Annotated in this window: 21 protein-coding genes; 9 read left to right on the forward strand and 12 right to left on the reverse strand. The window is 57.7% G+C overall.

Annotated elements, in window-relative coordinates; translation table 11 throughout:
• Nucleotides 1–279: 279 nt before the first annotated feature.
• The 4 genes from HMPREF2857_RS07710 to mptB form a co-directional block, all read right to left on the reverse strand.
• Complete coding sequence (locus HMPREF2857_RS07710; protein WP_016422745.1) at nt 280–1,293, reverse strand: COX15/CtaA family protein; 1,014 nt, start codon at nt 1,291–1,293, stop codon at nt 280–282.
• Between the two features lie 93 nt (nt 1,294–1,386).
• Nucleotides 1,387–2,190: an ABC transporter permease gene (locus HMPREF2857_RS07715; RefSeq protein ID WP_048734187.1), complete on the reverse strand. Its 804-nt coding sequence runs from the start codon at nt 2,188–2,190 to the stop codon at nt 1,387–1,389.
• Nucleotides 2,190–3,158: an ABC transporter ATP-binding protein gene (locus tag HMPREF2857_RS07720; protein ID WP_070643458.1), complete on the reverse strand. Its 969-nt coding sequence runs from the start codon at nt 3,156–3,158 to the stop codon at nt 2,190–2,192. The genes HMPREF2857_RS07715 and HMPREF2857_RS07720 overlap by 1 nt, the downstream gene beginning before the upstream one ends.
• A gap of 25 nt (nt 3,159–3,183) precedes the next feature.
• The gene (mptB, locus tag HMPREF2857_RS07725; RefSeq protein ID WP_070429458.1) at nt 3,184–4,923 is read right to left on the reverse strand and encodes a polyprenol phosphomannose-dependent alpha 1,6 mannosyltransferase MptB; all 1,740 of its coding nucleotides are present in this window, start codon (nt 4,921–4,923) and stop codon (nt 3,184–3,186) included.
• A 185-nt stretch (nt 4,924–5,108) separates the two neighbouring features.
• Here mptB and HMPREF2857_RS07730 point away from each other — a divergent pair, with 185 nt between their 5' ends.
• The 7 genes from HMPREF2857_RS07730 (at nt 5,109) to HMPREF2857_RS07760 (ending at nt 11,559) form a co-directional block, all read left to right on the forward strand.
• On the forward strand, nt 5,109–5,807 hold the full coding sequence (locus tag HMPREF2857_RS07730; protein WP_048734176.1) for a helix-turn-helix transcriptional regulator: 699 nt from the start codon (nt 5,109–5,111) through the stop codon (nt 5,805–5,807).
• Nucleotides 5,804–7,270: a Fe-S cluster assembly protein SufB gene (gene sufB / locus HMPREF2857_RS07735; protein WP_016422750.1), complete on the forward strand. Its 1,467-nt coding sequence runs from the start codon at nt 5,804–5,806 to the stop codon at nt 7,268–7,270. Before HMPREF2857_RS07730 ends, sufB begins: the two co-directional genes overlap by 4 nt.
• A gap of 5 nt (nt 7,271–7,275) precedes the next feature.
• Nucleotides 7,276–8,466, forward strand: coding sequence for a Fe-S cluster assembly protein SufD (gene sufD, locus HMPREF2857_RS07740; protein WP_070643460.1), 1,191 nt, complete (start codon nt 7,276–7,278; stop codon nt 8,464–8,466).
• 92 nt (nt 8,467–8,558) lie between these two features.
• The gene (sufC, locus tag HMPREF2857_RS07745; protein ID WP_016422752.1) at nt 8,559–9,320 is read left to right on the forward strand and encodes a Fe-S cluster assembly ATPase SufC; all 762 of its coding nucleotides are present in this window, start codon (nt 8,559–8,561) and stop codon (nt 9,318–9,320) included.
• Nucleotides 9,313–10,566: a cysteine desulfurase gene (locus tag HMPREF2857_RS07750; RefSeq protein WP_049190724.1), complete on the forward strand. Its 1,254-nt coding sequence runs from the start codon at nt 9,313–9,315 to the stop codon at nt 10,564–10,566. The genes sufC and HMPREF2857_RS07750 overlap by 8 nt, the downstream gene beginning before the upstream one ends.
• A gap of 20 nt (nt 10,567–10,586) precedes the next feature.
• A complete protein-coding gene (gene sufU / locus HMPREF2857_RS07755) occupies nt 10,587–11,102 on the forward strand; it encodes a Fe-S cluster assembly sulfur transfer protein SufU (protein WP_069359562.1) in 516 nt (171 codons plus the stop codon).
• Nucleotides 11,095–11,559, forward strand: a complete 465-nt coding sequence (locus HMPREF2857_RS07760; RefSeq protein ID WP_016422755.1) for a metal-sulfur cluster assembly factor — start codon at nt 11,095–11,097, stop codon at nt 11,557–11,559. Before sufU ends, HMPREF2857_RS07760 begins: the two co-directional genes overlap by 8 nt.
• 406 nt (nt 11,560–11,965) lie before the next feature.
• Here the strand turns inward: HMPREF2857_RS07760 and HMPREF2857_RS07765 are convergent, their stop codons facing one another.
• Together HMPREF2857_RS07765 and HMPREF2857_RS07770 are read right to left on the reverse strand one after the other, a co-directional pair.
• Nucleotides 11,966–13,429 (reverse strand): amino acid permease, encoded by a 1,464-nt coding sequence (locus tag HMPREF2857_RS07765; protein ID WP_049190722.1) that lies wholly within the window; start codon nt 13,427–13,429, stop codon nt 11,966–11,968.
• A gap of 98 nt (nt 13,430–13,527) precedes the next feature.
• Nucleotides 13,528–14,736, reverse strand: a complete 1,209-nt coding sequence (locus tag HMPREF2857_RS07770) for a lycopene cyclase family protein (protein WP_070643465.1) — start codon at nt 14,734–14,736, stop codon at nt 13,528–13,530.
• A 20-nt stretch (nt 14,737–14,756) separates the two neighbouring features.
• Between HMPREF2857_RS07770 and HMPREF2857_RS07775 the strand changes: the two genes are divergently transcribed.
• Nucleotides 14,757–16,388, forward strand: a complete 1,632-nt coding sequence (locus HMPREF2857_RS07775; protein ID WP_070643468.1) for an ABC-F family ATP-binding cassette domain-containing protein — start codon at nt 14,757–14,759, stop codon at nt 16,386–16,388.
• Here the strand turns inward: HMPREF2857_RS07775 and HMPREF2857_RS07780 are convergent.
• The 6 genes from HMPREF2857_RS07780 to acnA form a co-directional block, all read right to left on the reverse strand.
• Nucleotides 16,385–17,143, reverse strand: coding sequence for a response regulator transcription factor (locus HMPREF2857_RS07780; RefSeq protein WP_224433497.1), 759 nt, complete (start codon nt 17,141–17,143; stop codon nt 16,385–16,387). The two genes, HMPREF2857_RS07775 and HMPREF2857_RS07780, sit on opposite strands and share 4 nt — an antisense overlap.
• Nucleotides 17,136–19,412 (reverse strand): sensor histidine kinase, encoded by a 2,277-nt coding sequence (locus tag HMPREF2857_RS07785; protein ID WP_070438426.1) that lies wholly within the window; start codon nt 19,410–19,412, stop codon nt 17,136–17,138. The genes HMPREF2857_RS07780 and HMPREF2857_RS07785 overlap by 8 nt, the downstream gene beginning before the upstream one ends.
• 45 nt (nt 19,413–19,457) lie before the next feature.
• Nucleotides 19,458–20,204: a glutamine amidotransferase gene (locus HMPREF2857_RS07790; RefSeq protein ID WP_083229260.1), complete on the reverse strand. Its 747-nt coding sequence runs from the start codon at nt 20,202–20,204 to the stop codon at nt 19,458–19,460.
• A gap of 47 nt (nt 20,205–20,251) precedes the next feature.
• Entirely contained in the window at nt 20,252–21,001 is a 750-nt protein-coding gene (locus HMPREF2857_RS07795) for a glutamine amidotransferase-related protein (protein ID WP_070429718.1), read from the reverse strand.
• Nucleotides 21,002–21,143: 142 nt separating this feature from the next.
• Nucleotides 21,144–21,710, reverse strand: coding sequence for a TetR/AcrR family transcriptional regulator (locus HMPREF2857_RS07800; RefSeq protein WP_016422763.1), 567 nt, complete (start codon nt 21,708–21,710; stop codon nt 21,144–21,146).
• A 222-nt stretch (nt 21,711–21,932) separates the two neighbouring features.
• On the reverse strand, nt 21,933–24,719 hold the full coding sequence (gene acnA, locus HMPREF2857_RS07805) for an aconitate hydratase AcnA (protein ID WP_080971469.1): 2,787 nt from the start codon (nt 24,717–24,719) through the stop codon (nt 21,933–21,935).
• Between the two features lie 367 nt (nt 24,720–25,086).
• On the opposite strand from acnA, the gene HMPREF2857_RS07810 reads away from it, so the two are divergent.
• Nucleotides 25,087–25,596: an Rv1476 family membrane protein gene (locus HMPREF2857_RS07810; protein ID WP_070643471.1), complete on the forward strand. Its 510-nt coding sequence runs from the start codon at nt 25,087–25,089 to the stop codon at nt 25,594–25,596.
• The last annotated feature ends 187 nt before the right edge of the window (nt 25,597–25,783 follow it).

Consider the following 25,783-nt stretch of genomic DNA (forward strand, 5'->3'; position numbering starts at 1 on the left):
GCAATGACCGCCTGACCCTACCGGCCATTTTTCGCGCGATTTCTGTCATAAACATAGTCAGTAACTCGGATCGATAAGTGGGCAGACCGCCCCCTTGCACCGCCCGCACCGCCCGCGCAGCCCGCAAGCCGCTGGGAAAATGCACATCCGAGCACACGGAGCCGAGCAGACAGCAGAACCGCCTAAACACGCACAACCAAAGCGCGTGTTTAGGCGGTTCGAGCAGGAATCAACGGCCGGTAGCCACAGTCGTTAACACAGCCACTAACCGGCAGCTAGCTACGCGGTAACCTCGACGTTCTTCTCCGAAGCAACAGTGGCGGCAGCCGCATCGCCTTCAAGCGAGCCAGTGACTTCTGCGCTCCCACCGACAGTGCGGTAACCGTGCTGGAAAAGTACTGCAGTCAAAGCGGTGCAGATACCAGATCCGGCAACGTGAACCGGCACCAATGCCTCCGGTACACCGGACCAATACTGAATCATTCCAACTACGCCCTGAGCCAAAATGAACACAACGAGTGCGATGGCAACCTTACGCACAGGTGCAAAGGCTTCCGAGGCCAGCAGACCGAAAATGAGGCCGATAACCAGGCCAAGGTAGAGGTACATAAAACCAGCGTGGATATGTGCCAGGTCAACAATCGGTAGCTGGAGGCGATCCTCCGGGAGCACCGAAGCATCTCCAGCGTGTGGTCCCGCACCGGTGACCATAGTTCCGGTAATCAGCGTCATCGTCAGGGCCAAGCCGGAGGCGGCAGCCAGATAGCGTAGATAGCGCGGGTACATGCGGGTAGCAGTGCCGTCGTCGGGCTCAGAGATCTTGACGAAAAGCATGCCAGCGAGCCAGACCAGAATCATCGAAGGCAGGAAGTGCAGCGCTACGGCGTACCACTTCAGGTCAACCCAAACGGAGATACCGCCGATAACAGCCTGGACGATAACGCCGAGACCGTTGAGGAAGGCCAGCAACTTGATTTCCTGACGGCGACCGACACGCATAACCGAAAGGAAGAGCAGAAGTGTCAGCGCAACCAGCACAAAGGTGAGCAGCCGGTTGCCAAACTCAATAATCTGATGGAGCATTTCTGCTTCCCCCGCGACAGGAACGAAGCTGCCTGGGTGACATTCAGGCCACGAAGCACAACCGAGACCTGAACCAGTAACACGGACGATAGAACCGGTTACCGCAATTGCCGCCTGTGCAATCAAAACCAGCAGGGCATAGAGCTTCTGGCGCCCGATTGGTGTCAGCGGCAAAAACGATAGGGGCAAACTTCGATCTGCAGTATTCACATTAAGAAATTCTACCCATGCTGGCGGAAAATGGTAATAAGCGAAACCCCTGCGTTGGGCTGCGCTTTTCTATGCAGATTCCCCGACAGATTCCTAGTCATTCGGCATATCAAAACGGAACCAGCGGGCCGCGAATGCAGCGCCAAGGACGCCCCACACGAGTAGCACCCCGACAGCTGACCAATGGACGGACATGGCCAATGCCGCGGAGATCACGTCGGTAAGCGCGACGGACGGCAAGAGGTGTAGCAGTACAGAGCTGATGTCATCTAACGATGGCGCAACGGCCACATACGTAGTAGCACCAATGAGGATGAACCAGATCAGGTTGGCCAGACCTAGGATTAGCTCGGCTCCCAACGTACCTCCCATGAGCAAGCCCAATGAGGTAAAGACGAACGTTCCCAGAAGCATCCCCACATAAGCCAGCAGCCAGCCGCCAATCGACAGCTCTGCGCCAAGGGCGAGCCCCACGAGACTAAACAGTACGTACTGCAACGTGACGGTGGTGCAGACCGACACAATCTTGCCTGCGATAATGCCCCAGGGTGGCACGCCTGAGGCGCCGATGCGCTTCAGGGCTCCGTAACGGCGGTCAAAGCCCACGGCAATTGCCTGCCCGGTAAACCCTGCAGACATGACGGAAATCGCCAGCACCATGGGGAAGATACGCTCGAGCGGATCATCGAGCTCCAACACCGGCACCATCACCAGGCCGATGAGCATCGCCAACGGGATAATGATGGTGAGGAGCATTTGCTCACCATGTCGCCAGAAGAGCTTCGTCTCCAACCACGCCTGCGACATGACCAACTTCGCCATGTCCGAACGCTGTGGCGCTGGGGCGAAAGTGCCCTTCGCAAAGCGGGAGGCATCAGACCTCGGTGCGGTAGTCATTAGCTCCTCATCTCCGTTCCAGTGATCTGCAAGAAGACATCTTCAAGCGATTGCGTCGCCCTATTCAACGAGGTGATCAACACCTCTTGCTGCTCGCAACTCTGCGCCAAGACAGTCAAGGCGCGCGGTGAAGCCTCACCAATCAGGGAAAACTCTCCACCGCCAGAACGCTGCAGACGCTGTGGAAGACCGGACTCGCTGAAGTTGCGGTTGACCTCTTCGAAGTCAAGGCTGCCTCGAACGCTGATCTTCATAGCAGTGCTTGACGACGTTCCCTGGAGAGCCGATGCGCCTGCGCTAGTGATCTCCTCGGTGCTACCGGCCACAACTAAATGGCCCCGGTCGATAATCGCAACGTCGTCGGCAAGCGATTCGGCCTCGTCCATGAGGTGCGTTGTCAGGACCACAGTGACCCCATCACGGCGCAGCGACGAGATGAGATCCCAGACGGCTAGACGGGACTGAGCATCGAGGCCTGCTGTCGGCTCGTCGAGGAACACAAGCTCCGGACGTCCGACCAGGGCACATGCGAGCGACAGTCGCTGCTGCTGACCGCCAGAGAGCCTGCGGTAGTTCGTCTTACGATGGCGTTCTAGGCCAACGATTTCAAGGAGCCAATCAGTGTCCAGCGGGTTTGCGGAGTAACTGGCAACGAGGTTCAGCATTTCGCCAACGCGAACACCGGGGTAGGCACCTCCGCCCTGGAGCATGATGCCAATGCGGCTGCGCAGTGCTGTGGTTTGAGTGACCGGGTCGAGATCGAGAATGCGAATTCGCCCTTCATCCGGCTTGATGAAGCCCTCACACATTTCAACGGTTGTGGTCTTACCAGCGCCGTTGGGGCCGAGGAGCGCAAGAACCCTACCTCGATCCAGGGAAAGCGAAAGGTCTGATACAGCCTCAACGTCATCGAATTTCTTCGTTACGTTCTCAAGGCGCAGAGCAGGAGAATTGGCAGCGTTATTCACGGTTAGTCAGTCTAATCTCACAGTTTTAATGAAGGCGAAATACCTTAGATCGCGTCGAGTACGCCAAGATGACGAACATGACTGCGACGAAGAATACCAACGCCAGTAGGTAAATCTGAGCGACGGTGCCCGGAGGCAACCCCAGGCCGCGTGGTAGTACTACAAAACTGAAAATTGCCGAGTACAGAACCACGGCAATGCGAAATTGTACCCGGTTGGCCCAAGCGGACAGGGGCACGATGGCCCATAGCAGGTACCAGGGGTGCACGACGGGGAAGAGGATTACTAGAGCGAACATCGCGAGGCCGTAGCCGCCGAGCGGGTGAATGCGCCCACGGAACGTCGCTAACAGCATGCGCAGGAGCCAGGCAGCCACCAGCACTACGCCAATGCCGCGGGTAAACAGCAAAGCACTGTCGCTGATATCGCCGAGCCCCAGAAGCCTGCCGAAGAAACCAGCGATGATCCCGAGCAGGGTAGTCAACGACATCCAACTGCGCACCGTTGCGGCGCCACCCTGCGCGGTGATCCAACCAAAGCCCAGACCAGTTCCTAAGGAAACAACGACTGCCGTGACGACGGTTATTGCGCCCGTCACTACCGCGGAAAGAGCAACGGCCTTCCAAGTGCTGCCAAACTTTCGGGCCAGCCACATGCCGGCAAAGCCGAGCGCCACGAAACCGGTGACTTTGACCATTCCGGCGAGGCTGATGAGCACGATACCGCCTGCATACAGCGCCCACGATCTACCTCGGCTTTGGTTCTCGTGTCCGAGCGGTCCGGGTTCTGGCAGCTCATCGGGCACCATCGATTGCGCAGGGCCGTGGATAGCGCGCAGACACAGTTCGAGACCAACGAGCAGGAGGGCCAGCAGCAGGGCCTCATTGTGGATACCGCCCACCAGGTGCAGCAATACCAGCGGATTGAGCGTGCCCAGCCAGAGGGTGAACTGAGAGCTAACGCCGCAGCGGCGACCAAGCTGCACCAGCGCCCAGGACACCACGAGAAGCGAAACAATGGCGACAAGTCGATGCAGAAAGACGGAAGCGATCACCCCGTCGCTGGTTATCTTGGCGATACCCCATGCCACTGCGAGGGCCGTGGGACCGTATGGGCTCGGAGAGTGCGACCAAATCAATGGCACCGATCGGGCAAGTGGGTCGTTGGCTCCCAATAGGTCAACAGGCCCTGCGAGGTAGGGATCCATACCCCGCTCCACAATTGCAGCCTGCGCCAAATAGGAATAGATATCCTGCGTAAACAGGGGAGCGGTAAACATCAAGGGCAATACCCATGCCGCGTAGGTGCGTATGAGCATCGGAGTAGTCACTGCGGTGACGCGAGTCCGCGCACCGGCCAGAACGAAAGCGCCGACACCCAACCAGGCTGTGACTAACATGCCAATGCCCACGAAGGTGACGATTGTCGTTGCCACCAACATTCGACCGAGGATTAGCCCAAGTGGTGTACCCCAAAACTCATTTCCAACCACCGGTGTCGCGCCTGCGCCAATCCCGGCGACCATAATAAAGACCGCCCCGAGAGCACCCAGCCAACGCAGCCAGGTGAAGCGTCGGAGTTCGCGGTAATTGATGCGGTGTTGGAGCGGCTGTTCTGAGCCCTGGTGGAGGGTTGCCGACCTAGAACCGGCCAGACCAATTTTCGGAATGGCGTCACGCACCCCGAGAGCGTCGTCGAAGGTGGACGAGCGGCGCGAGGTAGGTCGGTTAGTTTTCACAAGGTCACATAGTAGACGATTCGACACGCCGAAAGGGCGTTCTAATCAGCGACGTTGCATTGATATTTAAATGCGTTGGACATTGTGGACCAATTACGACACAATTATGTTGTCTAATACACCAGCGGCGCAAGTGGGATACTTGCCTCGCTGAGCCACCTAGACACCCATTATTATCCAGCAGTCCAATCGCAGGAGGTGACTCACCAGTCATGGCAGATCGGAAGCCGACAGTCAATGATGGTGATACGCGCAAGCGCATTCTCCAATTGCTTCTGGAACACAACCCGGCGTCCGCGACTTTTATCGCAGACACCCTGGGACTATCCGCTGCAGGCGTCCGCCGGCATATTGACATTCTGGTGGACGAAGGTCTTGCCGAAACCGCTCCGGCACCCAGCACCGGCCCCCGGGGCCGAGGCAGGCCAGCAAAGTCCTATCGCCTGACCGATCGGGGCCGCGCTAGATTCGGGCACGCTTACGACGATCTTGCCAGTGCAGCTCTGACCGCACTGCGCAAGGCCGGTGGTGAGCAGGCAGTTGCCCAGTTTGCCCGTCAGCGCATTGATGACATTCTGCTCGGCGTCACCCCAGTGGGGCAGGACGCAGAGAAGGAAGAGGTCGTAGAGGCCGTCGTCGATGCTTTCCGACGGGCCGGGTACGCGGCAACTATCAACCAGAACACTGGCGGCGTGCAAATTTGCCAGCACCATTGCCCAATTAGCCACGTAGCCTCCGAGTTTCCGGAGCTCTGCGCGGCGGAGCATGAAGCCGTTAGTAAATTATTAGGTCAGCACACCCAACCGTTGGCGACTATCGCTGATGGAAACGGTATCTGCACTACGAATATCCCACTCACTCCCGTAACAAAGACACTTACTGAATCGCCACAAGAAAGGAGCGGAGAATGACCCTCGCCCATGAGAACTCCACCGACGTGGCTGAATCCACGAAGGCTGCCACTCCGCAGACTGACGAAGAGATTATCGAGTCCATTGGTGCCTACCAGTTCGGTTGGCACGACCCGGATACCGCTGGCGCTTCCGCGAAGCGTGGCCTGTCTGAAGCGGTCGTTCGCGATATTTCGGCTAAGAAGAACGAGCCGGAGTGGATGCTTGAACGTCGCTTGAAGGCTTTGGAAATCTTCGACCGCAAGCCGCTGCCCACCTGGGGCGCGGATTTGTCGGGCATCGACTTCGACAACATTAAGTACTTCGTTCGCTCCACCGAGAAGCAGGCCCAGACCTGGGAAGACCTGCCGGAGGATATTAAGAACACCTACGACAAGCTCGGCATTCCGGAGGCTGAGAAGCAGCGCCTGGTCGCAGGTGTCGCCGCTCAGTACGAGTCTGAGGTTGTCTACCACCAGATTCGCGAGGATCTGGAGGCCCAGGGCGTTATCTTCCTGGACACCGACACCGCTCTCAAGGAGCACCCGGAGCTGTTTAAGGAGTACTTCGGCACCGTCATTCCGTCCGGTGACAACAAGTTCTCCGCTCTTAACACCGCAGTCTGGTCCGGCGGCTCCTTCATTTACGTGCCGAAGGGCGTCCACGTGGACATCCCGCTGCAGGCATACTTCCGTATCAACACGGAAAACATGGGACAGTTCGAGCGCACGCTCATTATTGTCGACGAAGATGCCTACGTGCACTACGTCGAGGGCTGTACCGCTCCGATTTACAAGTCCGACTCGCTGCACTCGGCTGTTGTGGAGATCATCGTGAAGAAGGGTGGCCGCTGCCGCTACACCACGATCCAGAACTGGTCGAACAACGTCTACAACCTGGTTACCAAGCGCACCAAGTGCGAAGAGGGCGCAACCATGGAGTGGATTGACGGCAACATCGGTTCCAAGGTCACCATGAAGTACCCGGCAGTGTGGATGACCGGTCCGCATGCCAAGGGCGAGGTGCTGTCCGTGGCTATGGCTGGCGAGGGCCAGTTCCAGGACACCGGCGCCAAGATGGTGCACATGGCTCCGCACACGAGCTCCAACATCGTGTCCAAGTCCGTGGCCCGCAACGGTGGACGCGCTGCCTACCGCGGTCTGGTGCAGGTCAACAAGGGTGCCAAGCACTCGCACTCCAACGTCGAGTGTGACGCACTCCTGGTGGACACGATTTCACGTTCGGACACGTACCCATACGTGGATGTCCGCGAGGACGACGTCACCCTCGGCCACGAGGCAACGGTTTCCAAGGTCTCTGACGATCAGCTTTTCTACCTGATGAGCCGCGGCATCGAGGAAGAAGATGCAATGGCCATGGTCGTGCGCGGCTTTGTCGAGCCCATCGCCAAGGAGCTCCCGATGGAATACGCCCTCGAGCTCAACCGCCTCATTGAACTGCAGATGGAAGGTTCGGTCGGTTAATACCAATGACTACGACGATTAACAACGAAAACCAGGCTGCTCATAGCCGCCGCGTGCTGGCGAACAAGGGCGACGTTTTCACATCCTTCAACGTGGAGGACTTCGCCGTGCCGCATGGCAAGGATGAAGAGTGGAAGTTCACGCCGCTGCGTAAGCTCCGCGGTCTCCACAACGGCACCGCAGCAGAGCCGGTTGCAGCCTCAATTTCGGTCGAGACTGCTGGTCAGGATGGCGTCGCTGTGGACGTCGTCAAGCGTGACGACGAGCGCCTTGGTCGCGCCGGCGCCCCAACGGACCGCGTGGCAGCACAGGCGTACTCCAACTTCGACGATGCGCACATCGTGACCTTCGCGAAGAACTCGGTGTCCAAGGAGCCTGTCGTCATCGACATCGATGGTCCGGGCGAGGACAAGGTGTCCTACGGCCACATTGTCATTGACGTGCAGTCCCATGCCGAGGCCGTCTGCGTCATTAACTACCGAGGCAGTGGCACGTTCGCGGACAACATCGAGTTCGTAATCGGCGACGGCGCCAAGCTGGGCGTCGTGACCATGGTGAACTGGAACGAAGATGCCGTTCATGGTTCGGCGCACCACGTTCATGTCGGCCGGGATGCTACGCTGCGCCACACTGTCGCAACGTTTGGCGGCGAGGTTGTCCGTATCGTTCCGCGCGTTGCTTTCACGGCACCCGGCGGCGACGTCGATCTGCTGGGCGTGTACTTCGCCGATGCCGGTCAGTACTTTGAAAACCGCATGCTGGTCGACCACGCTGTGCCGAACTGCCGCTCCAACGTGATGTACAAGGGCGCGCTGCAGGGCGAGCCGAATGTCGCTCATCGTGAGGCCCGCACCGCGTGGGTGGGAGACGTGCTCATTCGTGCAGAAGCTACGGGCACCGACACCTACGAGCTCAACCGCAACCTGCTGCTCACCGAAGGCGCGCGTGCCGACGCAGTTCCGAACCTGGAAATTGAAACCGGTGAGATTGCCGGTGCTGGGCACGCTGCCACCGTTGGCCGCTTCGACGAGGAACAGCTCTTCTACCTGCTCTCGCGTGGTATTCCGGAGCTGGCAGCTCGCCGTCTGGTGGTTCGCGGCTTCTTCAGCGAGGTCATCAACCTGATTCCGGTCGAGTCCGTTCGCGAAAAGCTTGAAAAGCTCGTTGACGAAGAGCTCAACACCGCTGGCTTCTAACCGCTTATCTTCTTTCTCACCCTTTCCGTCCTGTCACCCCGGAAGTGCCGGGGGACAGGCCACTTACACCGATTAAAGGAAAAGATTTCACTATGAGCACTTTGGAAATCCGTAACCTCCACGCGCAGGTGCTGCCGACCGACGAGTCCGCCGAGCCCAAGGAGATTTTGAAGGGCGTCAACCTGACGATTAATTCCGGCGAAACCCACGCTGTGATGGGGCCGAACGGCTCTGGTAAGTCCACCCTGAGCTACACCATCGCAGGTCACCCGCGTTACGAAGTCACCGAGGGCGAGATTCTCCTCGACGGCGAAAACGTGCTGGAGATGAGCGTCGACGAGCGTGCTCGCGCTGGCCTCTTCCTGGCAATGCAGTACCCGGTCGAGGTCACCGGCGTGTCCATGTCCAACTTCCTGCGCTCTGCAGCGACCGCTGTCCGTGGCGAGGCACCGAAGCTGCGTCACTGGGTCAAGGAGGTCCGTGAGGCAATGGCTGACCTGGAGATCGATTCGTCGTTCTCCGAGCGCTCCGTCAACGAGGGCTTCTCCGGTGGCGAGAAGAAGCGTCACGAGATTCTGCAGCTCGACCTGCTGAAGCCGAAGTTCGCCATCCTGGACGAGACCGACTCCGGCCTGGACGTCGACGCTCTGCGCGTTGTCTCTGACGGCATTAACCGCTACCAGGACGAAAACGACGGCGGCATTCTGATCATTACTCACTACCAGCGCATCCTGAACTACGTGAAGCCGGACTTCGTCCACGTCTTCCACGATGGTCGCTTCATCACCTCCGGTGGCCCGGAGCTTGCCGACGAGCTGGAAGAGCACGGCTACGAGAAGTACATCAATGCCTAACGCCGAACTACTCACCCCATCACTCCGCGAGGACTTTCCGATTCTGTCGCGCACTGTCCGTGACGGAAAGCGGCTGGTCTACCTGGACTCCGGAGCGACCTCGCAGCGCCCCAAGCAAGTCATCGATGCTGAGGTGGAGTTCCTAACCCACCACAATGCACCGGTGCACCGCGGCGCTTACGAGATCGCTGAGGAGGCCACGGACGCCTACGAAGATGCCCGCGAAGCCATCGCTGGCTTCATCGGCGCCGACTATGACGAGCTGGTCTTCACCAAGAACGCCACCGAAGCGTTGAACACAGTGGCATTCGTGCTTGGCGACGACCGCGCAGGTCAGTACCAGGTCGGCGAAGGTGACGAGATTGTCGTCACCGAGCTGGAGCATCACGCGAACTTGGTGCCGTGGCAGGAGCTGGCTCGCCGCACCGGTGCGACACTTCGTTGGTATGGCGTGACTGAGGACGGCCGCATTGACGTGGACTCGCTGGAGCTCAGCGAGAAGACCAAGGTAGTGGCCTTTACCCACCAGTCAAACGTCACCGGTGCAGTCACCGATGTGAAGGAGATGGTGCGCCGTGCACGCGAGGTCGGTGCGCTGGTAGTCCTCGATGCCTGCCAGTCGGTGCCGCATATGCCTGTCGACGTCAAGGATCTCGATGTGGACTTCCTGGCGTTCTCCGGCCACAAGATGCTCGGCCCCAACGGGGTCGGCGCGCTCTACGGTCGCCGGGAACTGCTCGAGGCACTGCCGCCGTTCCTCACTGGTGGTTCGATGATTGAGGTCGTCACCATGGAGAAGACCACCTTCGCGGCGCCTCCGCAGCGCTTCGAGGCGGGTACCATGATGACTTCCCAGGTCGTCGGTCTGGGGGCTGCGGTGAAGTACCTGGATTCCATTGGTATGGATAAGGTGGCTGCTCATGAGCACCACCTGACCGCGCTCGCACTGGAGAAGCTGCAGGAAATTGACGGCGTGACCATCATCGGTCCGACTACTCCAGAACAGCGTGGCTCTGCAGTCTCCTTCAAGGTTGAGGGCATTCACCCGCACGATCTTGGCCAGGTTTTAGACGACCAGGGCGTGTGCATCCGCGTCGGTCACCATTGCGCGTGGCCAATTCACCAAATCCTCAACGCCCAGTCGACCGCCCGGGCATCCTTCTACATCTACAACACGGAAGAGGACGTTCAGGCGCTTGCCGACGCAGTGCGCCATGCACAGAAGTTCTTCGGTGTCACCCCGTAACTTTAAGAAAGGAGAAGGACATGAAGCTCGAGCAGATGTACCAGGAAGTTATCCTGGATCACTACAAGCATCCGCAGCATGCGGGTTTGCGGGAGCCTTTCAATACGGAAGTGCATCACGTCAACCCGTCGTGTGGCGATGAACTCACGCTTCGCGTCACTCTGAACGACGACCTCACCGTCGTCAATGACGTCTCCTATGACGCCGTGGGCTGTTCTATCTCGCAAGCCTCCACCTCAGTTATGGCTGAGGAGATTGTCGGCAAGACTGTCGACGAGGCCATGGCCAAGCTTGCCGAGTTCGAGAAGATGGTCACGTCCCGAGGCAAGATTGAGGGCGATGAGGACCTTATCGGCGATGGGATTGCCTTCGCTGGTGTTTCTAAGTACCCCGCCCGCGTGAAGTGCGCTCTTCTCGGTTGGAAGGCTTTCCAGGCCGCGACCGCTGAGGCTCTGGCCAACGCCGCTGAAGGCAACGGCGTTGGTACCGCGACTGTAACCGTTACCAATGACGAGGAAGGCCATCGCCATGACTGAACCAATCGCTAATGACGCCACCTCGCCCGCACAGCCTGATGCTGTCGACGAGGACACCATGACCACTGGTGCTCCGATTGATGAGGGGGATGCGTACGAGTCCATCACCGTCCCGCCGGCACCGGAGCAGACCGAAGCCGATAACAAGCTGGCCATCCAGGTTGAAGAGGCAATGTACGAGGTTGTTGACCCGGAACTCGGAGTCAACGTCGTGGACCTGGGCCTGGTATATGACATCTGGATTGAAGAAGGCGACATTGCCGCTATCTTCATGACACTCACGTCCCCGGCCTGCCCGCTGACCGATATGCTCACCGACCAGACTGCCTCCGAGGTTATGAAGGTCGAGGGTATCCGCGACTTCCGCCTCAACTGGGTCTGGTCCCCGGCATGGGGCCCACACATGATTACTGAGGACGGCCGCGAGCAGATGCGCGCTCTCGGCTTCTCGGTCTAGATGATCAGTGACAGCGGTGATTAGAGAACCGCTACGTTAAAAGTGCTTGGCGACGAGCTCCTGGCTCGTTCAGCTAGGCACTTTTTCGTTTGTTTTTTTGAGTTGCTGACTGCGTTTATGGCCGGGATCGGTAGGGCGATGCGAGTTACTGACTGCATTTATGTCAAAAATGGCTCAAAAAATGGCCTGAAAGCGTCATAAACTTGCACAGTTTCACATCTGCAGCCCGTATTCACACGAGCATCCCCGCAATTTTTTCAAGCTGTCCGACTCGGAGTTAAAAACGACCCCACCTGGCACTGAAAAGTGCCAAGCGGGGTCGCTATTGTCTTCGACTGCTAATCCAAGTTGTGAGAGTTAGATGCGAGATGCATAGCTACTCGCATCTATTCACAGCTCTTCGCAGCTATTCGCGAGTCATGTCTGCGGTGGCCGGGTCAACGAGCTTGGAGCCCGTGACCTTCTTATGGATAAACCACAGCAGGACGAAGACCGGGATACCCAGGTACGGAGTGAGGATAGCGAAGATATTCTCGCCAGTGCGAATCGGATCAAGTGCCTGTCCGGCCACCACAAAGAAGCACATAATCAGTGCCAGCACAGCACCGGCGGGGAAAAAGTTCGCCTTGTAGGGAAGCGAATCCAACGGGATATTCTGGGCCTTCAGACACTTGCGGAAGCGGTAGTGGCTGAAAGAGATACCAAACCAGGTGATAAAGCCCGCGAGCGCAGACAGCGTCAGCAAGAAGGTGTACGCCACACCATCGCCTACCAATGAGGTAATGAAGCCAGCCATACCGATGACAGCGGTGGCAATCAGAGCGCGCAGCGGAACGCCATGCCCAGAAAGCTTGCCAAAGTAACGCGGAGCGTGTCCCTGACGGGCCAGGGAAAACAGCATACGAGTGGACACATACATACCGGAGTTACCCGCGGACAAGACCGAAGTCAGAATAACGGCGTTCATCAGGCCAGCGGCAATCGCGATACCTGCGCGTTCAAAGACCAGGGTGAACGGTGAAATGGAAATATTGTCCTCGGCGGCATTCAGAAGATTCGGGTCCGTGTACGCAATAAGGAAACCAATAACAGCGATGGCACCGATGTAGAACAGCAGGATACGCCAGAAGATAGTGCGAATCGCGCGGGGAATCGTACGCTCAGGATCTTCAGCCTCACCTGCTGCTACGCCAACCATCTCGGTGCCCTGGAAGGAGTATCCGGCTACAACGAAGACAGCCAACAGTCCCATTCCGCCATTGACGAATGGGGCGTCGCCCGTGGTCCAGTTTTCGAAGCCGGGGGAGGAGCCGCCCAAGATGCCGAAAATCATGCCGACACCAAGAACGAGGAAGACGATGACGGTAATGACCTTGATGGTCGCAAACCAGAACTCACCCTCGCCGAATGCACGTGCGGACAGGGCGTTCAGCCCGAATAGAATCGCGAGGAAGAGCGCGGACCAGATGATTGAAGGCACATCCGGGAACCAATAGCGCATCACCAGCGCAGCAGCGACGAGCTCTGCGGCCACAGTAATCGCCCAGTTAAACCAGTAGTTCCAGCCCATGGCAAAGCCGAAGGATTCTGAGACGTATCGGCGACCGTACTCCTGGAAGGAACCGGGCACCGGCAGGTAAGCGGCCATCTCGCCGAGAGACTGCATAACCAGCCACACCATGATGCCGATAAGAGCGTAAGCGATAAGCGCACCGCCTGGACCGGCCTGCGAAATGGTCGCACCGGAGGCAACAAACAGGCCCGTACCAATGGCACCACCAATGGCAATCATGTTCAGGTGGCGAGCTCTCAGCCTGCGCTGAAGCTTATGGTTTTGTGAGGAAGTCTCCTCAGATTGCGTCGAAGTCATTCATTTATCATAAGCGTTTGTACTCCGGTGAATGCAAAAACCACACCGCTTTAATTGTTGGTATCACCCCACAAATCGGCTGATGTATATGCTCCCGGTCAACGAGTTCTCCATCTCCCAGGTCCCCGCACAAACCCAGCGATGAGCTTTCCGCACGTACGCGGACTCATTTTCAGCAAAGGCACGGCCACTTTCGCCATAGCGCGAAGCGTCGTCAGTGGGGAAGTCCCTATCAAATAGGCAAACACGTCCCTCTCCGGCAACGAAAAGAACGCCCGAAAAAACGCACTCGTCTGTCGTGCATCGAACCCCAACAACGCCGCGAGTCCACGTTCGCGTAACCATCGCTGCAATCGCATGCTTAACGACGTCCCCAGCGTCCGGCTTCCCTTCTTTTCCATATCGGCCAAGAAGCGGTCGACATCTTCGATAACCGAACCCACCGAGTAACCAGTGGCAGGATGCATCCAACCACCAGCAAAGCCGAAGAGAGTGCCCATGGATGGTCCACTGTGCGTCACGTCACCGCGGCGAGAGGGAAGGTTTGCCAGTAGGGGAAAGGACACCACTTCTTCGTCGATGGCCAGATCTTCCGAAAGCCCCAGGGACTTCAACCGTGCACTTTGGCGTCTACGCAACAGCGCTAGAAGTACGGAGTCATCGGCCTCACCGCCGCTGCCGACTGGCGCACCGGCTTCGCCACGATACCCGTCAACCATAGGAGTCGGAGTAGCGAGGATAGTCTCTTCAATGAGGAAGGTCCTGTCATCCAAGAAAATGCGATAGGAGAAACTAGCCGGCTCTGCCTTTGGGGCATTCAGGTCTGCTGGGGTGAAGTCCATGAGGACTGCGCGGCGGTGGGCGCTGGGGACGTCGTCAAGCGAAAAGATGTGCCCGATGGCGAGCTGCCGTACCTGCCCACCTCGCCCGACTGCGGCGTGTGTGCGCCCGGTGGTGACAATTGTGATGTCCGTATCCGTGGTTTCAGAATCTATGAGTGCGCGGCGTTTGATGTGGAAACCGCCAAGTTCTTGCAGGCAGTCCTTGTTAATAACGCCGTAGGTGCGGGTGAGCTGACGTTCGGTGCCGTCGGCAAGAATGACGCTGGGTTGAAATGTGGCGGCGAGGAAGTCGGTGGGCAACCAGTCGGGGAGTTGTTCGCACCAGAGACCAATCGTCGAGGGCAGTGTGCCACCGGCGGGGTCGTAAGCGGTGACATCCCAGCCGCGAGCGGATGCGCGGTGGGCGGCGATTCTTCCGGCGGGCCCGAGGCCGATGACGGAGGCGGTCACGGGAAATGAAGTCATAACTGGTAGGCTACTCGTTCGTGATTGTGACCCATGACCTTGAAGTCCGAGTCGGCGCCCGTACCCTGCTCACTGCACCGGGTGAGCAGCTGCGTGTCCAGCCGGGAGACCGGATTGGACTCGTCGGGCGAAATGGTGCTGGCAAAACGACGACTATGCGTATTCTCTCCGGTGAAACTGAGCCCTATGGCGGTTCAGTAGTGCGCTCTGGCTCGATCGGGTACCTGCCGCAGGACTCGCGCGAGGGCAACATCGACATCTCCGCCCGCGACCGTGTGCTGTCGGCGCGAGGCCTTGACCAAATCCGCCGCAGCATGGATCGCCAGCAGGAGATCATGGAGACCGCGACCACTGACACAAAGCGCGATGCGGCGATTAGGAAGTTTTCGCGGCTCGAGGAGCGCTACCACGACCTCGGCGGCTACGAGGCGAACGCCGAGGCAGCCCGCATTTGCGACGCGCTGGGGTTGCCGGAGCGCGTACTCGACCAGCCACTGAAGACGCTTTCGGGTGGTCAGCGCCGCCGCGTCGAGCTTGCGCAGATCCTCTTCGCCGCGACCGAAGGCTCGGGCAAGTCCGCCACGACGCTGCTTCTCGACGAGCCGACGAACCACCTCGATGCGGATTCGATTACCTGGCTGCGCGAATTCCTCAGTAAGCATGAGGGCGGCTTGATTATGATTTCGCACGATGTCGAGCTGCTCGAGGCCGTGTGTAACAAAGTCTGGTTCCTCGATGCAGTGCGCGCCGAAGCTGATGTGTACAACATGGGCTGGAAGAACTACCTGACGGCACGCGCGACCGATGAGGCTCGACGTCGCCGTGAGTTCGCCAACGCGGAGAAGAAGGCCAGCGCACTGCGCAAGCAGGCCGAGAAGCTAGGCGCGAAGGCGACGAAGGCCCGTGCGGCCAAGCAGATGGTGGCTCGTGCTGAGCGCATGATGGACAGTCTCGACGAGGTCCGTGTCGAGGATAAGGTCGCTCATATTTCCTTCCCAGAACCGGCGCCCTGTGGCAAGACTCCGCTCAACGCCACGGGACTGACCAAGATGTATGGTTCGTTGGAAGTCTTCGCCGGTGTGGATCTTGCGATTGACAAGGGGTCCCGCGTGGTTGTCCTCGGCTTCAATGGCGCTGGTAAGACGACGCTGCTGAAGCTACTCGCCGGTGTGGAGCGCACCGATGGCGAAGGCGGCATTGTCTCCGGCCACGGCCTGCGCATCGGCTATTTCGCCCAGGAGCATGACACGATTGACCCGGACAAGACTGTCTGGGAAAACACGGTCTACGCCTGCCCTGACGTCAACGAGCCGGAACTGCGGAGCCTGCTCGGTGCCTTTATGTTCTCCGGCGACAAGCTGCAGCAGCCAGCGGGAACCCTCTCCGGTGGTGAGAAGACACGTCTGGCGCTGGCGACGCTGGTTAGCTCCCGCGCAAACGTCCTGCTTCTCGACGAGCCCACTAACAACCTCGACCCTCAGTCCCGCGAACAGGTGCTCGACGCACTGCGCACTTACACCGGGGCCGTCGTACTGGTTACCCACGATCCAGGTGCGGTCAAGGCGCTAGAGCCCGAGCGCGTCATCGTGCTTCCCGACGGCACCGAAGACCTCTGGAGCGACGACTACATGGAAATCGTCGAGCTGGCTTAAGACGGATCCATTGGCCCTGGCAGGTAACCGTCCTGCTGAGCGAGCCTATACATCTCCGACTTGTTAAGGCTGTTCTCGGCCCGGCCAGCTGCCGCATACTTGGCTCGAATACGACCCAAGTAGTCCAACACGGTGTTCGGTGTCAGCCCTGTCATCGACGCGACTCGCTTCGTCGACTCACCGGAGGCGTAAAGCTCCAGTACCTCACGCTGGCGTTCTGACAGATCGACAGAGTCGAGCAGGGGATCAGAGTCAACTACCGATGCCCATTCTGTAGTCAGAGCGCCCTTGCCAAGTGCCGCCAGCCGTACTGCAGACACGATTGTCTCCGGGGTTTCCGATTTTTGCACAACCCCCATCACTCCGGTACGCACTGCCTTTCGGACAAGGTATGGGCTTTCAGCTGACGAGAGGATGAGCACGTGATCGGTAACCAATTCCAGCGACAGAACGTTCTGCGCTGGATCTGAATTATCCGCCAGCCGTAGATCCAGCACGACCACATCCAGGCGGTCATCGGTGCCCACATCGGCCAGTAGCTCCGGCACAGTTTGATAACAGCCGACGAGCTCAAAGTCTGGCTCTGCAGAAAGTAGGGTTTCGAGCCCCTGCAGAGTCAAGGCATGATCATCAATCGCAGCAACGCGAAGCAAACGATCCGACTGCACGCTGTAATCTCCGATGTTGTCGGAGTCAATTGCAGCCGAGACGTCGATGGAAGCATTGCTCATTCCCGCAATATTCTCCCTAGTCACGTGACATCACTATCCTCTCACCGGCTTCATCAAACCTTTGCACTCCATTGTCATCAGAAATAGATGCAAATGCACGTCTGCCCGGGGGCAATAGGCGAATTGTTACCGATCCTTCTTCGGCGTTATCGATTGCTTCGAGGAAGTTCGGCATCAACTTGGCCACCGCGGAATCGTCGTCGACAAGCGGAATACGGCGCACATCGGTGCTATCGGAAACGGCCTGCGTGTGATTGCGGTCATCGAGGAGCCGGACATGAACACCTCTTGCGCGGGCGTCCCAAACAGCTTGGTGAAGGGACCCAACATTTAGATGCGGCGAACGTAGGACGTCTCGGAGAAGCTGCTCTGTAAGCCGCGCACGCAACTGCAGTCGCGGGGTCGGTTCTTCCAAAACTGCAGCGGCGCTAAAAATGGGGCCGACCCGGCGCTGCAGCCACTCGTAGTTACTCTGGCTGCTAATTTCGTACTCTTTGGCGGCCCCGGCAGCGTACAGCGCACGATTATAATCCTGAATAGACTGCGGAACGGTGCGCATAAAAAAGCGGACCATGATGGACGTCAAAATTCCCGCGACCAACATCACGGAGCGAACTAACAGGTCAACTCCAGAGATACTGATGTGGGTCGTATCCGAGGGGGCAAAGGGGAAGAACTTGAGAAGCTCCACCATGATCGCGCCACCGAGCACTGAATTCAGCGCAACCCAGGGGCGGCCGCGGATGGCGAGCAATGCAGATGCAAAAGAAATTAAGCTAAAGTGCCAGAAATACGACCATTCCAAATTATTTGGAATGGGCTGGTAGAGCCCCACCACAGCTAATACAACGATCGCGACACCAGTTACAATTGCACGGGCTAACGGCAATTGTGAATGGCGGCCATACATAATCAGCCCGAGAAGGCCGATCGCTAATGCCAGACTGATTTGCCCGGCCGCGGTAAATAATTGTCCATTACTGACTAGAACCATGAACAACACGCCGACGATCGCGCCGTAGAACTGCCAGGAAAAAACAATTGACATTCCCATGAGGTCATACAGCGATGTCGTGTGAGCGGAGGAATCGACTACATCTTCCTCTTCCACAGGAGAGGTATTACCGTGCCATTTGAGAATAACCTGAGTACCTTTCCCAGGCTTTGAATTAACCAGAGCATCTCCACCGCGAAGGGCCTCCATTCGCCCTTTAACGCTCAACCGGATACCTGCACGATGCGGGTCAATTCCCTCGGGGTCGAACCCGGTGCCATCGTCACGAAAATCAATAGACACCTCTCCCGAGGCAACACGAATGTGGCATTTCTTTTCCGCTGCGGCACCTGCGTGACGCTTGGCATTATTTGCCACCTCGGTTGCGGCTAATAGGAACGTGTTAGCAACTTCTCCTGGCAGCCGAACTGGACCGCCTTCTTCGCTGGTATCTAGCGTTACCCCAATGTCGGGGCTCACCGACATCAATTGCGCTCGTACGGACTCCGCAAAAGTTCTACCGCTTACTGTTTGCCGAGGCGAGAAAAACAGCCCGGTCTGCTCGTCTAGCGAGAAGTCAATCTTAGAGCCCTTACCAATTGCAGACAATGCGGCCAATACATAGTCATGGACATAGGCGTTGAAGCTGCTCATCGCCTCGCCGCGGACACGCATGCGCTCCGCTCTCTCATTCACCTTTCGAGAGTTCTCGTAGGTGAAGTCAATAAGTCTTGCGACGGGTTGTGCAGAGCCCGCAATAATCACAAATGGAAAAGTGTTGATGAGATTGAATCCGACATCCGACAACATGTCGAGCCAAAAAGTGTGTCCCAGCAACCACGAATTAATGACCGCAATAAGTCCGGGAACAAATACCATCACGGACAAACTGATGTGGAGTGGCACTGTCAGAGCAAATGCAGCGAGGGCTAAACCTGAAAATGGGCTATACCAGAGCGCATTTCCAACGACGTTATGAGGGAGATCCCAATAGGTTGAAACCAACATCAGGAAAACCAACATGATGTACATCGGCACACGCAGTGCGGTAATAAGGCCTCGCCGCGTATTATTAATCACAGCCCAAATCAGCAACATATCGCTGAGAATGAATATGAGCAGTGATGCAAAAGGGAACCAGTGGCTCAGAAAGTTTTCAAAGGGGACAGAACGAACAGCCGATTCAACCTGCCACAAAAAGCCGGTGACGGCAATAATAATCGCGCCGGATCGCAGCACAGACATTTCAATTGATGGTGACTGTCCGGCAAGTGCCGAATCGGGATTCCACCTCTCCATGCGACAATCACATTCCTTTTGCTTATTGCCACTAGATAAAACTAATTAGTCTCTACATGCGGTATGAAGCCGAGCGAAATTCTGAAGAATACGCCCACTTCGAGCAACATCCAACTGTCGCGCGGCCGACACCGCTTCAAGATCTGTTCCTGGTAAATAGTAGCCCTCATTTGCGTAAATCTGGAGACGCTGGGCAAACGTGTTGGCATCTAATTCCGGGTGAAACTGCGTCGCATATGCATTGCGGCCCAACCGAAACATCTGTACGGGGCAGTCCTTTCCAGTTGCCAACAACGTAGCGTCGCCAGGCAGTTCTTCGATGGCCTCCTTGTGGCCGACGATGGCGTGAAAGTGGGCCGGTAAACCATCAAGAATTGGATCTGATTCGCCATCTGGAGTTGCAGCTACTTCGATTACAGCTGCCTGCTCCCCGTGCTTGCGGGAGACACGGCCATGGCCAGCAGTACCGAGCAGGCCGACGCCATAACAAGCTCCGAAGAAGGGGAAGTCTCGTTCGAGCACTTCTGCCAACAAATCCTCGAACCAGGTTTCGACTTCCTTCTGTAGATAGCTCTTATCGTCATCAGAGGCGTTAAAGGGACCTCCGCCAACGATTACGCCCGAGTAGTTATCTAGATTCAGATTCCCCGGACGAGACTGTTCCAGGCGAATTTGATGCAACTTTGCCGGCGCCAATGCACACCTCCTGGCAAATGAGAGATGTTCAGCGTGAGCTGCGGCATCTTCGCCGCGTGTGGAAAGCAGGAGGAAGGGCTTGGCGGAGGTAGACATTTGCGGGAACAAATTTCGTGAAAAAGGGAGCTAGAGGGGGACGGAGACTACTGCACCACTAGCAGGCTCGGATTGGCTGCATGCGTACATACGTGCATAAATCGGGGGATGATTGACGAGACGGCCTGGAGGTCCACATCAGATACCTTTAGTCGAATCGCATCGACTTCCTCCGGGTCAAAGTAACCGACGTCGGTGTAGAAAGACATTCTGCGGAGCAGTCCGTTAGCATTCATCTCCGGATGAAATTGGGTAACCCAGTTATTCGATCCGATCGAGTACATCTGCACCGGACAGGTTGGACCTGTGGCAAGCAAAGTTGCGTGATTGGGAAGTTCCGCAACGGATTCCTTGTGGCCAGTCAACGCATAAAAAACCGGAGGCAACACCGAAGCTATTGGATCTTGAGTGGCGGCTTCGGTGAGCTCTACCCGGGTAGAACCCGCTACTTCGCCGTGGCGCAGGTTAACCAAACCACCCGAAGTAAAGGCTGTGTAGCTAGCGCCGTAGCAGATAAGCAGTGCGGGGACAGGACTCCTAAGTACGTCGTAAAGCACATCGTGCGAATACTTCTGCAAACCCGAATGCTCAAGGTCGGTGATGTTAAATGGGCTGCCTCCGACAAATACGCCGTCATAGGAGGTCAGGTCGGGCAACATAGCGCCGACAGCGTCAATGGTAAACAGATCCAACTGGCTGGGCTCAAGCCCGGTGGAATCCAGAAAGTCCTGGTACTCGGCTTGCCCCGCACCATCTGCGGGGCGGAGCGCCACCAACAAAAACTTACCCACACTCATAAATAGACAGCTTAGTCCATATTGAGTGAAATCTATGCATCTTCACCGGTCAAACGGGGTAAATGCACGGCAGAAAGCCGAAACCCGCTCCCGTATTAGGGGAGCGGGTGGTACGTAACGCTATCAGGCCTAGCCTGAGCGGCTAGTCCTTGCGCCGTAAGCTGTCTTCAACTAAATCAAGCACGGAATCCAATTCGTCGACAGTGCGACCAGATGCCAGACGAACGATGATGCCATCGAGCATCAGCTCGAGAAAAAGCTGCATCGTGCGAACCGAATAATCCGACCGCAGGGAGCCGGATGAGGATGTCTGGGTCAATCGGTGGGCAACAGCGTCATCCAATTGATCCTGATGGCCCAACCATTGGCCCTTAAACTCCGGATCGCTGCGAAGGCGACGGGCAATCTCAAGGCGAGTTCCCAGCCAGCCATGCTTGTCTGGGTTCGCCACGATGTCACGCATAACTTCCACTAATCCGGAAGCCTCCGCGACTTCCGCCATATTTGCGGCATCTTCTTCGGCCAATGCTAAGAACAGACCTTCTTTGGATCCGAAGTGATGGAAGATAGCACCGCGAGACTTACCGGTAGCGGACTCCAGACGAGAGACCGTTGCGCCGTCGTAGCCGAATTCTGCAAAGCACTGCCGAGCGCCGTCGAGAATTTCGTGCCGCCGTTGAGCTAAATCCTGGTTACTCACTTTTGGCATAAGGAAACTCTTTTCTTGCCGGCGACGCCCAGGGACATGTTTCACTGCATGACGTGGCAGCGCCATTCCTATACTTCCCAAGCCTCATCTTGGTTGGGGTAGAGAAACCCGAGGCCGGCAGGGCGCTAGCCCGTGGGGTATGAATCCGCGGGCTAGCGCTACCTACCGGCCTCTAGAAGCGCTGCTTGTAACAAGCCCTAGCGCGCACGAGTCAAAGGGAAACTAGTTGCCCTTGATCATGTTGCGCAGGACGTACTGCAGAATACCGCCGTGGCGGTAGTAGTCAGCCTCACCAGGGGTATCGATGCGGACCACAGCGTCGAAGTCGAAGGACTCGCCGTTTTCCTTGGTAACCGTAACCTTGACGGTCTTCGGGATGGAGCCGTTGTTCAGCTCCTCCAGACCAGCGATGTCGAAGGTCTCAGTGCCATCGATGCCCAGGGACTTCCAGGACTCACCCTCCGGGAACTGCAGCGGAACAACGCCCATGCCGATGAGGTTCGAGCGGTGGATACGCTCGAAGGACTCAGCGATAACAGCCTTGACGCCCAGCAGCAGGGTGCCCTTAGCTGCCCAGTCACGGGAGGAACCGGTGCCGTATTCCTTACCACCAACGACGACCAGCGGAGTGCCAGCCTCCTTGTAGTTCATGGCAGCGTCGTAGATGAAGGCCTGCGGGCCACCCTCCTGGGTGAAGTCGCGGGTGTAGCCACCGGTAACACCGTCAAGCAGCTGGTTCTGCAGGCGGATGTTAGCGAAGGTGCCGCGCACCATGACCTCGTGGTTACCACGGCGGGAACCCAGGGAGTTGTAGTCCTTGCGCTCAACGCCCATGGAGTCGAGGTACTGAGCAGCCGGGGTGCCCGGCTTAATGGAGGAAGCCGGGGAGATGTGGTCGGTGGTCACCGAGTCACCCAGGGCAGCAAGGACGCGAGCGCCCTTGATGTCGGAAACCGGTGCCGGCTCCATTTCCATCTCGTCGAAGTACGGTGCCTTGCGGATGTAGGAGGACTTGTCGTCCCAAGCGAAGGTCTTGCCCTCCGGGGTCGGCAGGTTCTGCCAGCGCTCGTCACCAGCGAAGACATCCTTGTAGTCCTCGTCGTACAGCTCGGAGGAGATGGAGGCCTCGATGGTTGCTTCGATCTCTTCCGTGGACGGCCAAATGTCGCGCAGGAAGACATCGTTGCCCTCTGCGTCCTGACCCAGGGCGTCGGTTTCGAAGTCGAAGTCCATGGTACCGGCGATAGAGTAGGCGATAACCAGAATCGGGGAGGCCAGGTAATTCATCTTCACGTCAGGGGAGATGCGGCCTTCGAAGTTACGGTTACCGGACAGAACCGCGGTAGCAGCCAGGTCGGCCTCGTTGATGGCGGAGGAAATCTCAGCCGGCAGCGGACCGGAGTTACCGATACAGGTTGCACAACCGAAGCCGGACAGGTAGAAGCCCAGAGCCTCGAGGTCCTTCCACAGGTCAGCGCGCTTGAAGTAGCCGTTAACAACCTGGGAGCCCGGAGCACAAATGGTCTTGACCCACGGCTTTGCCTGCAGGCCCTTCTCGACAGCCTTGCGTGCCAACAGACCAGCGCCAATCATGACCGACGGGTTGGAGGTGTTGGTACAAGAGGTGATGGAAGCGATAGCGACCATACCGTGGTCGAGCGTGTACTCGCCGCCCTTCGGGGAAGTGACGGTAATCGGGGAGCTCGGGCGACCTTCAGCGCCGTTAGCGGCGGACTCGCCGTGGCCCTCGCGGGACTCGTTGTAGTCTGCGGCCAGCTCGGAGGTCGGTGCGGAAGCCTTGACAGCGCCCTTAATCTCGCCGTCGGAGTAGTTGTGCAGGTCCTTGCGGAACTGCTCCTTGGCGGAAGCCAACTCGATGCGGTCCTGCGGGCGCTTCGGGCCAGCGATGGACGGAACGACGGTGGACAGGTCCAGCTCGAGGTACTCGGAGTACTCAGCCTCCGGAGTGTTCTCGTCCAACCACATGCCCTGAGCCTTGGCGTAAGCCTCGACGCGCTCCAGGGTCTCCTTGTCACGGCCAGTCAGGGCCAGGTACTTGACGGTCTCATCGTCGATCGGGAAGATTGCGGCGGTGGAACCGAACTCTGGCGACATGTTACCGATGGTCGCACGGTTGGCCAGCGGCAGCTTGGAGACGCCAGCGCCGTAGAACTCTACGAACTTGCCGACGACGCCGTGCTGGCGCAGCATATCGGTGACGGTGAGCACAACGTCGGTTGCGGTAACACCCGGCTGAATGTCGCCAGTCAGCTTGAAGCCAACGACGCGCGGAATGAGCATGGAGATTGGCTGGCCAAGCATTGCGGCCTCAGCCTCAATACCACCGACACCCCAGCCCAGGATGCCCAGGCCGTTCTGCATGGTCGTGTGAGAGTCAGTACCAACACAGGTGTCCGGGTATGCCAGGCCGTTGTTCTCGAAGACAACGCGAGCCAGGTACTCGATGTTGACCTGGTGGACAATACCGGTTCCCGGAGGAACAACGCGGAAGTTGGAGAATGCGCCAGTACCCCAACGGAGGAACTTGTAGCGCTCATCATTGCGCTGGTACTCAATTTCGACGTTCTTAGCCAGAGCGTCTTCGCTACCGAAGGCCTCGATGATGACCGAGTGGTCGATGACCATCTCTGCCGGGTTCAGCGGGTTAACCTGATCCGGGTCGCCGCCGAGAGTCTTAACAGCCTCACGCATGGTAGCCAGGTCAACAACACAGGCGACGCCGGTGAAGTCCTGCATAATAACGCGAGCAGGGGTGAACTGAATCTCGATCGACGGATCAGCCGAAGGAACCCAGTTGGCGACAGCCTTGATGTGCTCCTCAGTGATGTTGGCGCCATCTTCGTTGCGCAGCAGGTTCTCACCGAGAACCTTCAACGAGTAAGGCAGCTTCTCCATACCCGGCACGGCGTCAAGAGCGAAGTAGTCATAAGACTTGTCTCCGACCTCAAGCTTGCGCAGGGCGTTGAAAGAGTTCTTGCTTTCAGCCACAGTCAGCTCCATTTCTATTCGGGTGAATTGTCGCCTTAACTGAAGAGTCCGGCACTCGAATTTCGGCTCTCCACAAGGCATAGGTGCGATCACGCCGCCCCTTATCAACCAATTAAAGCAATAATCACGACGCGGGGCACACGAGCCCACACACACGTTTTTAAGGAAGCGTTACCGTCCTTGCATCAACAATAACAGTACGAACGTTCTGTATGTAGATTGCTCGCGGCGCGCCGAGTCACGCTACCCCCGTTCACATCCAGAGCAGGCCATTATAGATAGGACAAACGAAGCAGCATCTCCGCCAAATTGGGGCGCGTGGAAACCATTCTCACGCAAAACAGGAGCACGATACGGAAGGCAATTAATGCATACGCCAGCAGATTCACAGGCAGCGAAAGAAACCGTCGAGAAGGTGGTCGCTCAGCTACGCACCGACAACATCGTGACAAATAACCCACAGCTCCGAGAAGCGGTCCAGCCAATTGTCGACGATGCAGCAAATCGGGGGGTGCGCATTTTCAATATCATCTACCTAGATAGCGAGAAGATTTACCCCGTCGCCGAACAAAAGAACACCGACATCTTTTCCTTTGCCCGCCAAGTAGCGGACCAAGTCGGCGGCACCACTGTCGTGCGCACACCGGGCAATGTGGCCACCGCATCTGCCGATTTCCCCCGCGCAGCCATTGAACGCGCCGACCACGCAATGATGGAGACTCCACGAGACTATCCGGCGGGTCTCGATGCCTATTTGCACGAGCTCACTAACTACGTCGTCCCGTGGACTCTTTACAGCCTCATCGCAGGCGTCGTTATCGTCGCACTCTTCGTCGGGCTGACGTTCTACTGGCTACGCACACGCCCAACCGCCTAAGAGTTCGCTTTACGACGGACGCTGGAGTTAACGGCCCCACTGAATACATTCACCGTCCCCGGGTTTTCCACCCCACGGCAAGGGACAGGGTAAATGCCCCAAAAACTGGTAGCAGTGGAGAACTCAGTCACTATCTCAATTGGATAACACTGTTGCAGTCGCCGTAACCGTGTCAACGATTTTCGCC

The organism is Corynebacterium sp. HMSC076C10 (assembly GCF_001812455.1).
GTDB lineage: Bacteria > Actinomycetota > Actinomycetes > Mycobacteriales > Mycobacteriaceae > Corynebacterium > Corynebacterium jeikeium_D.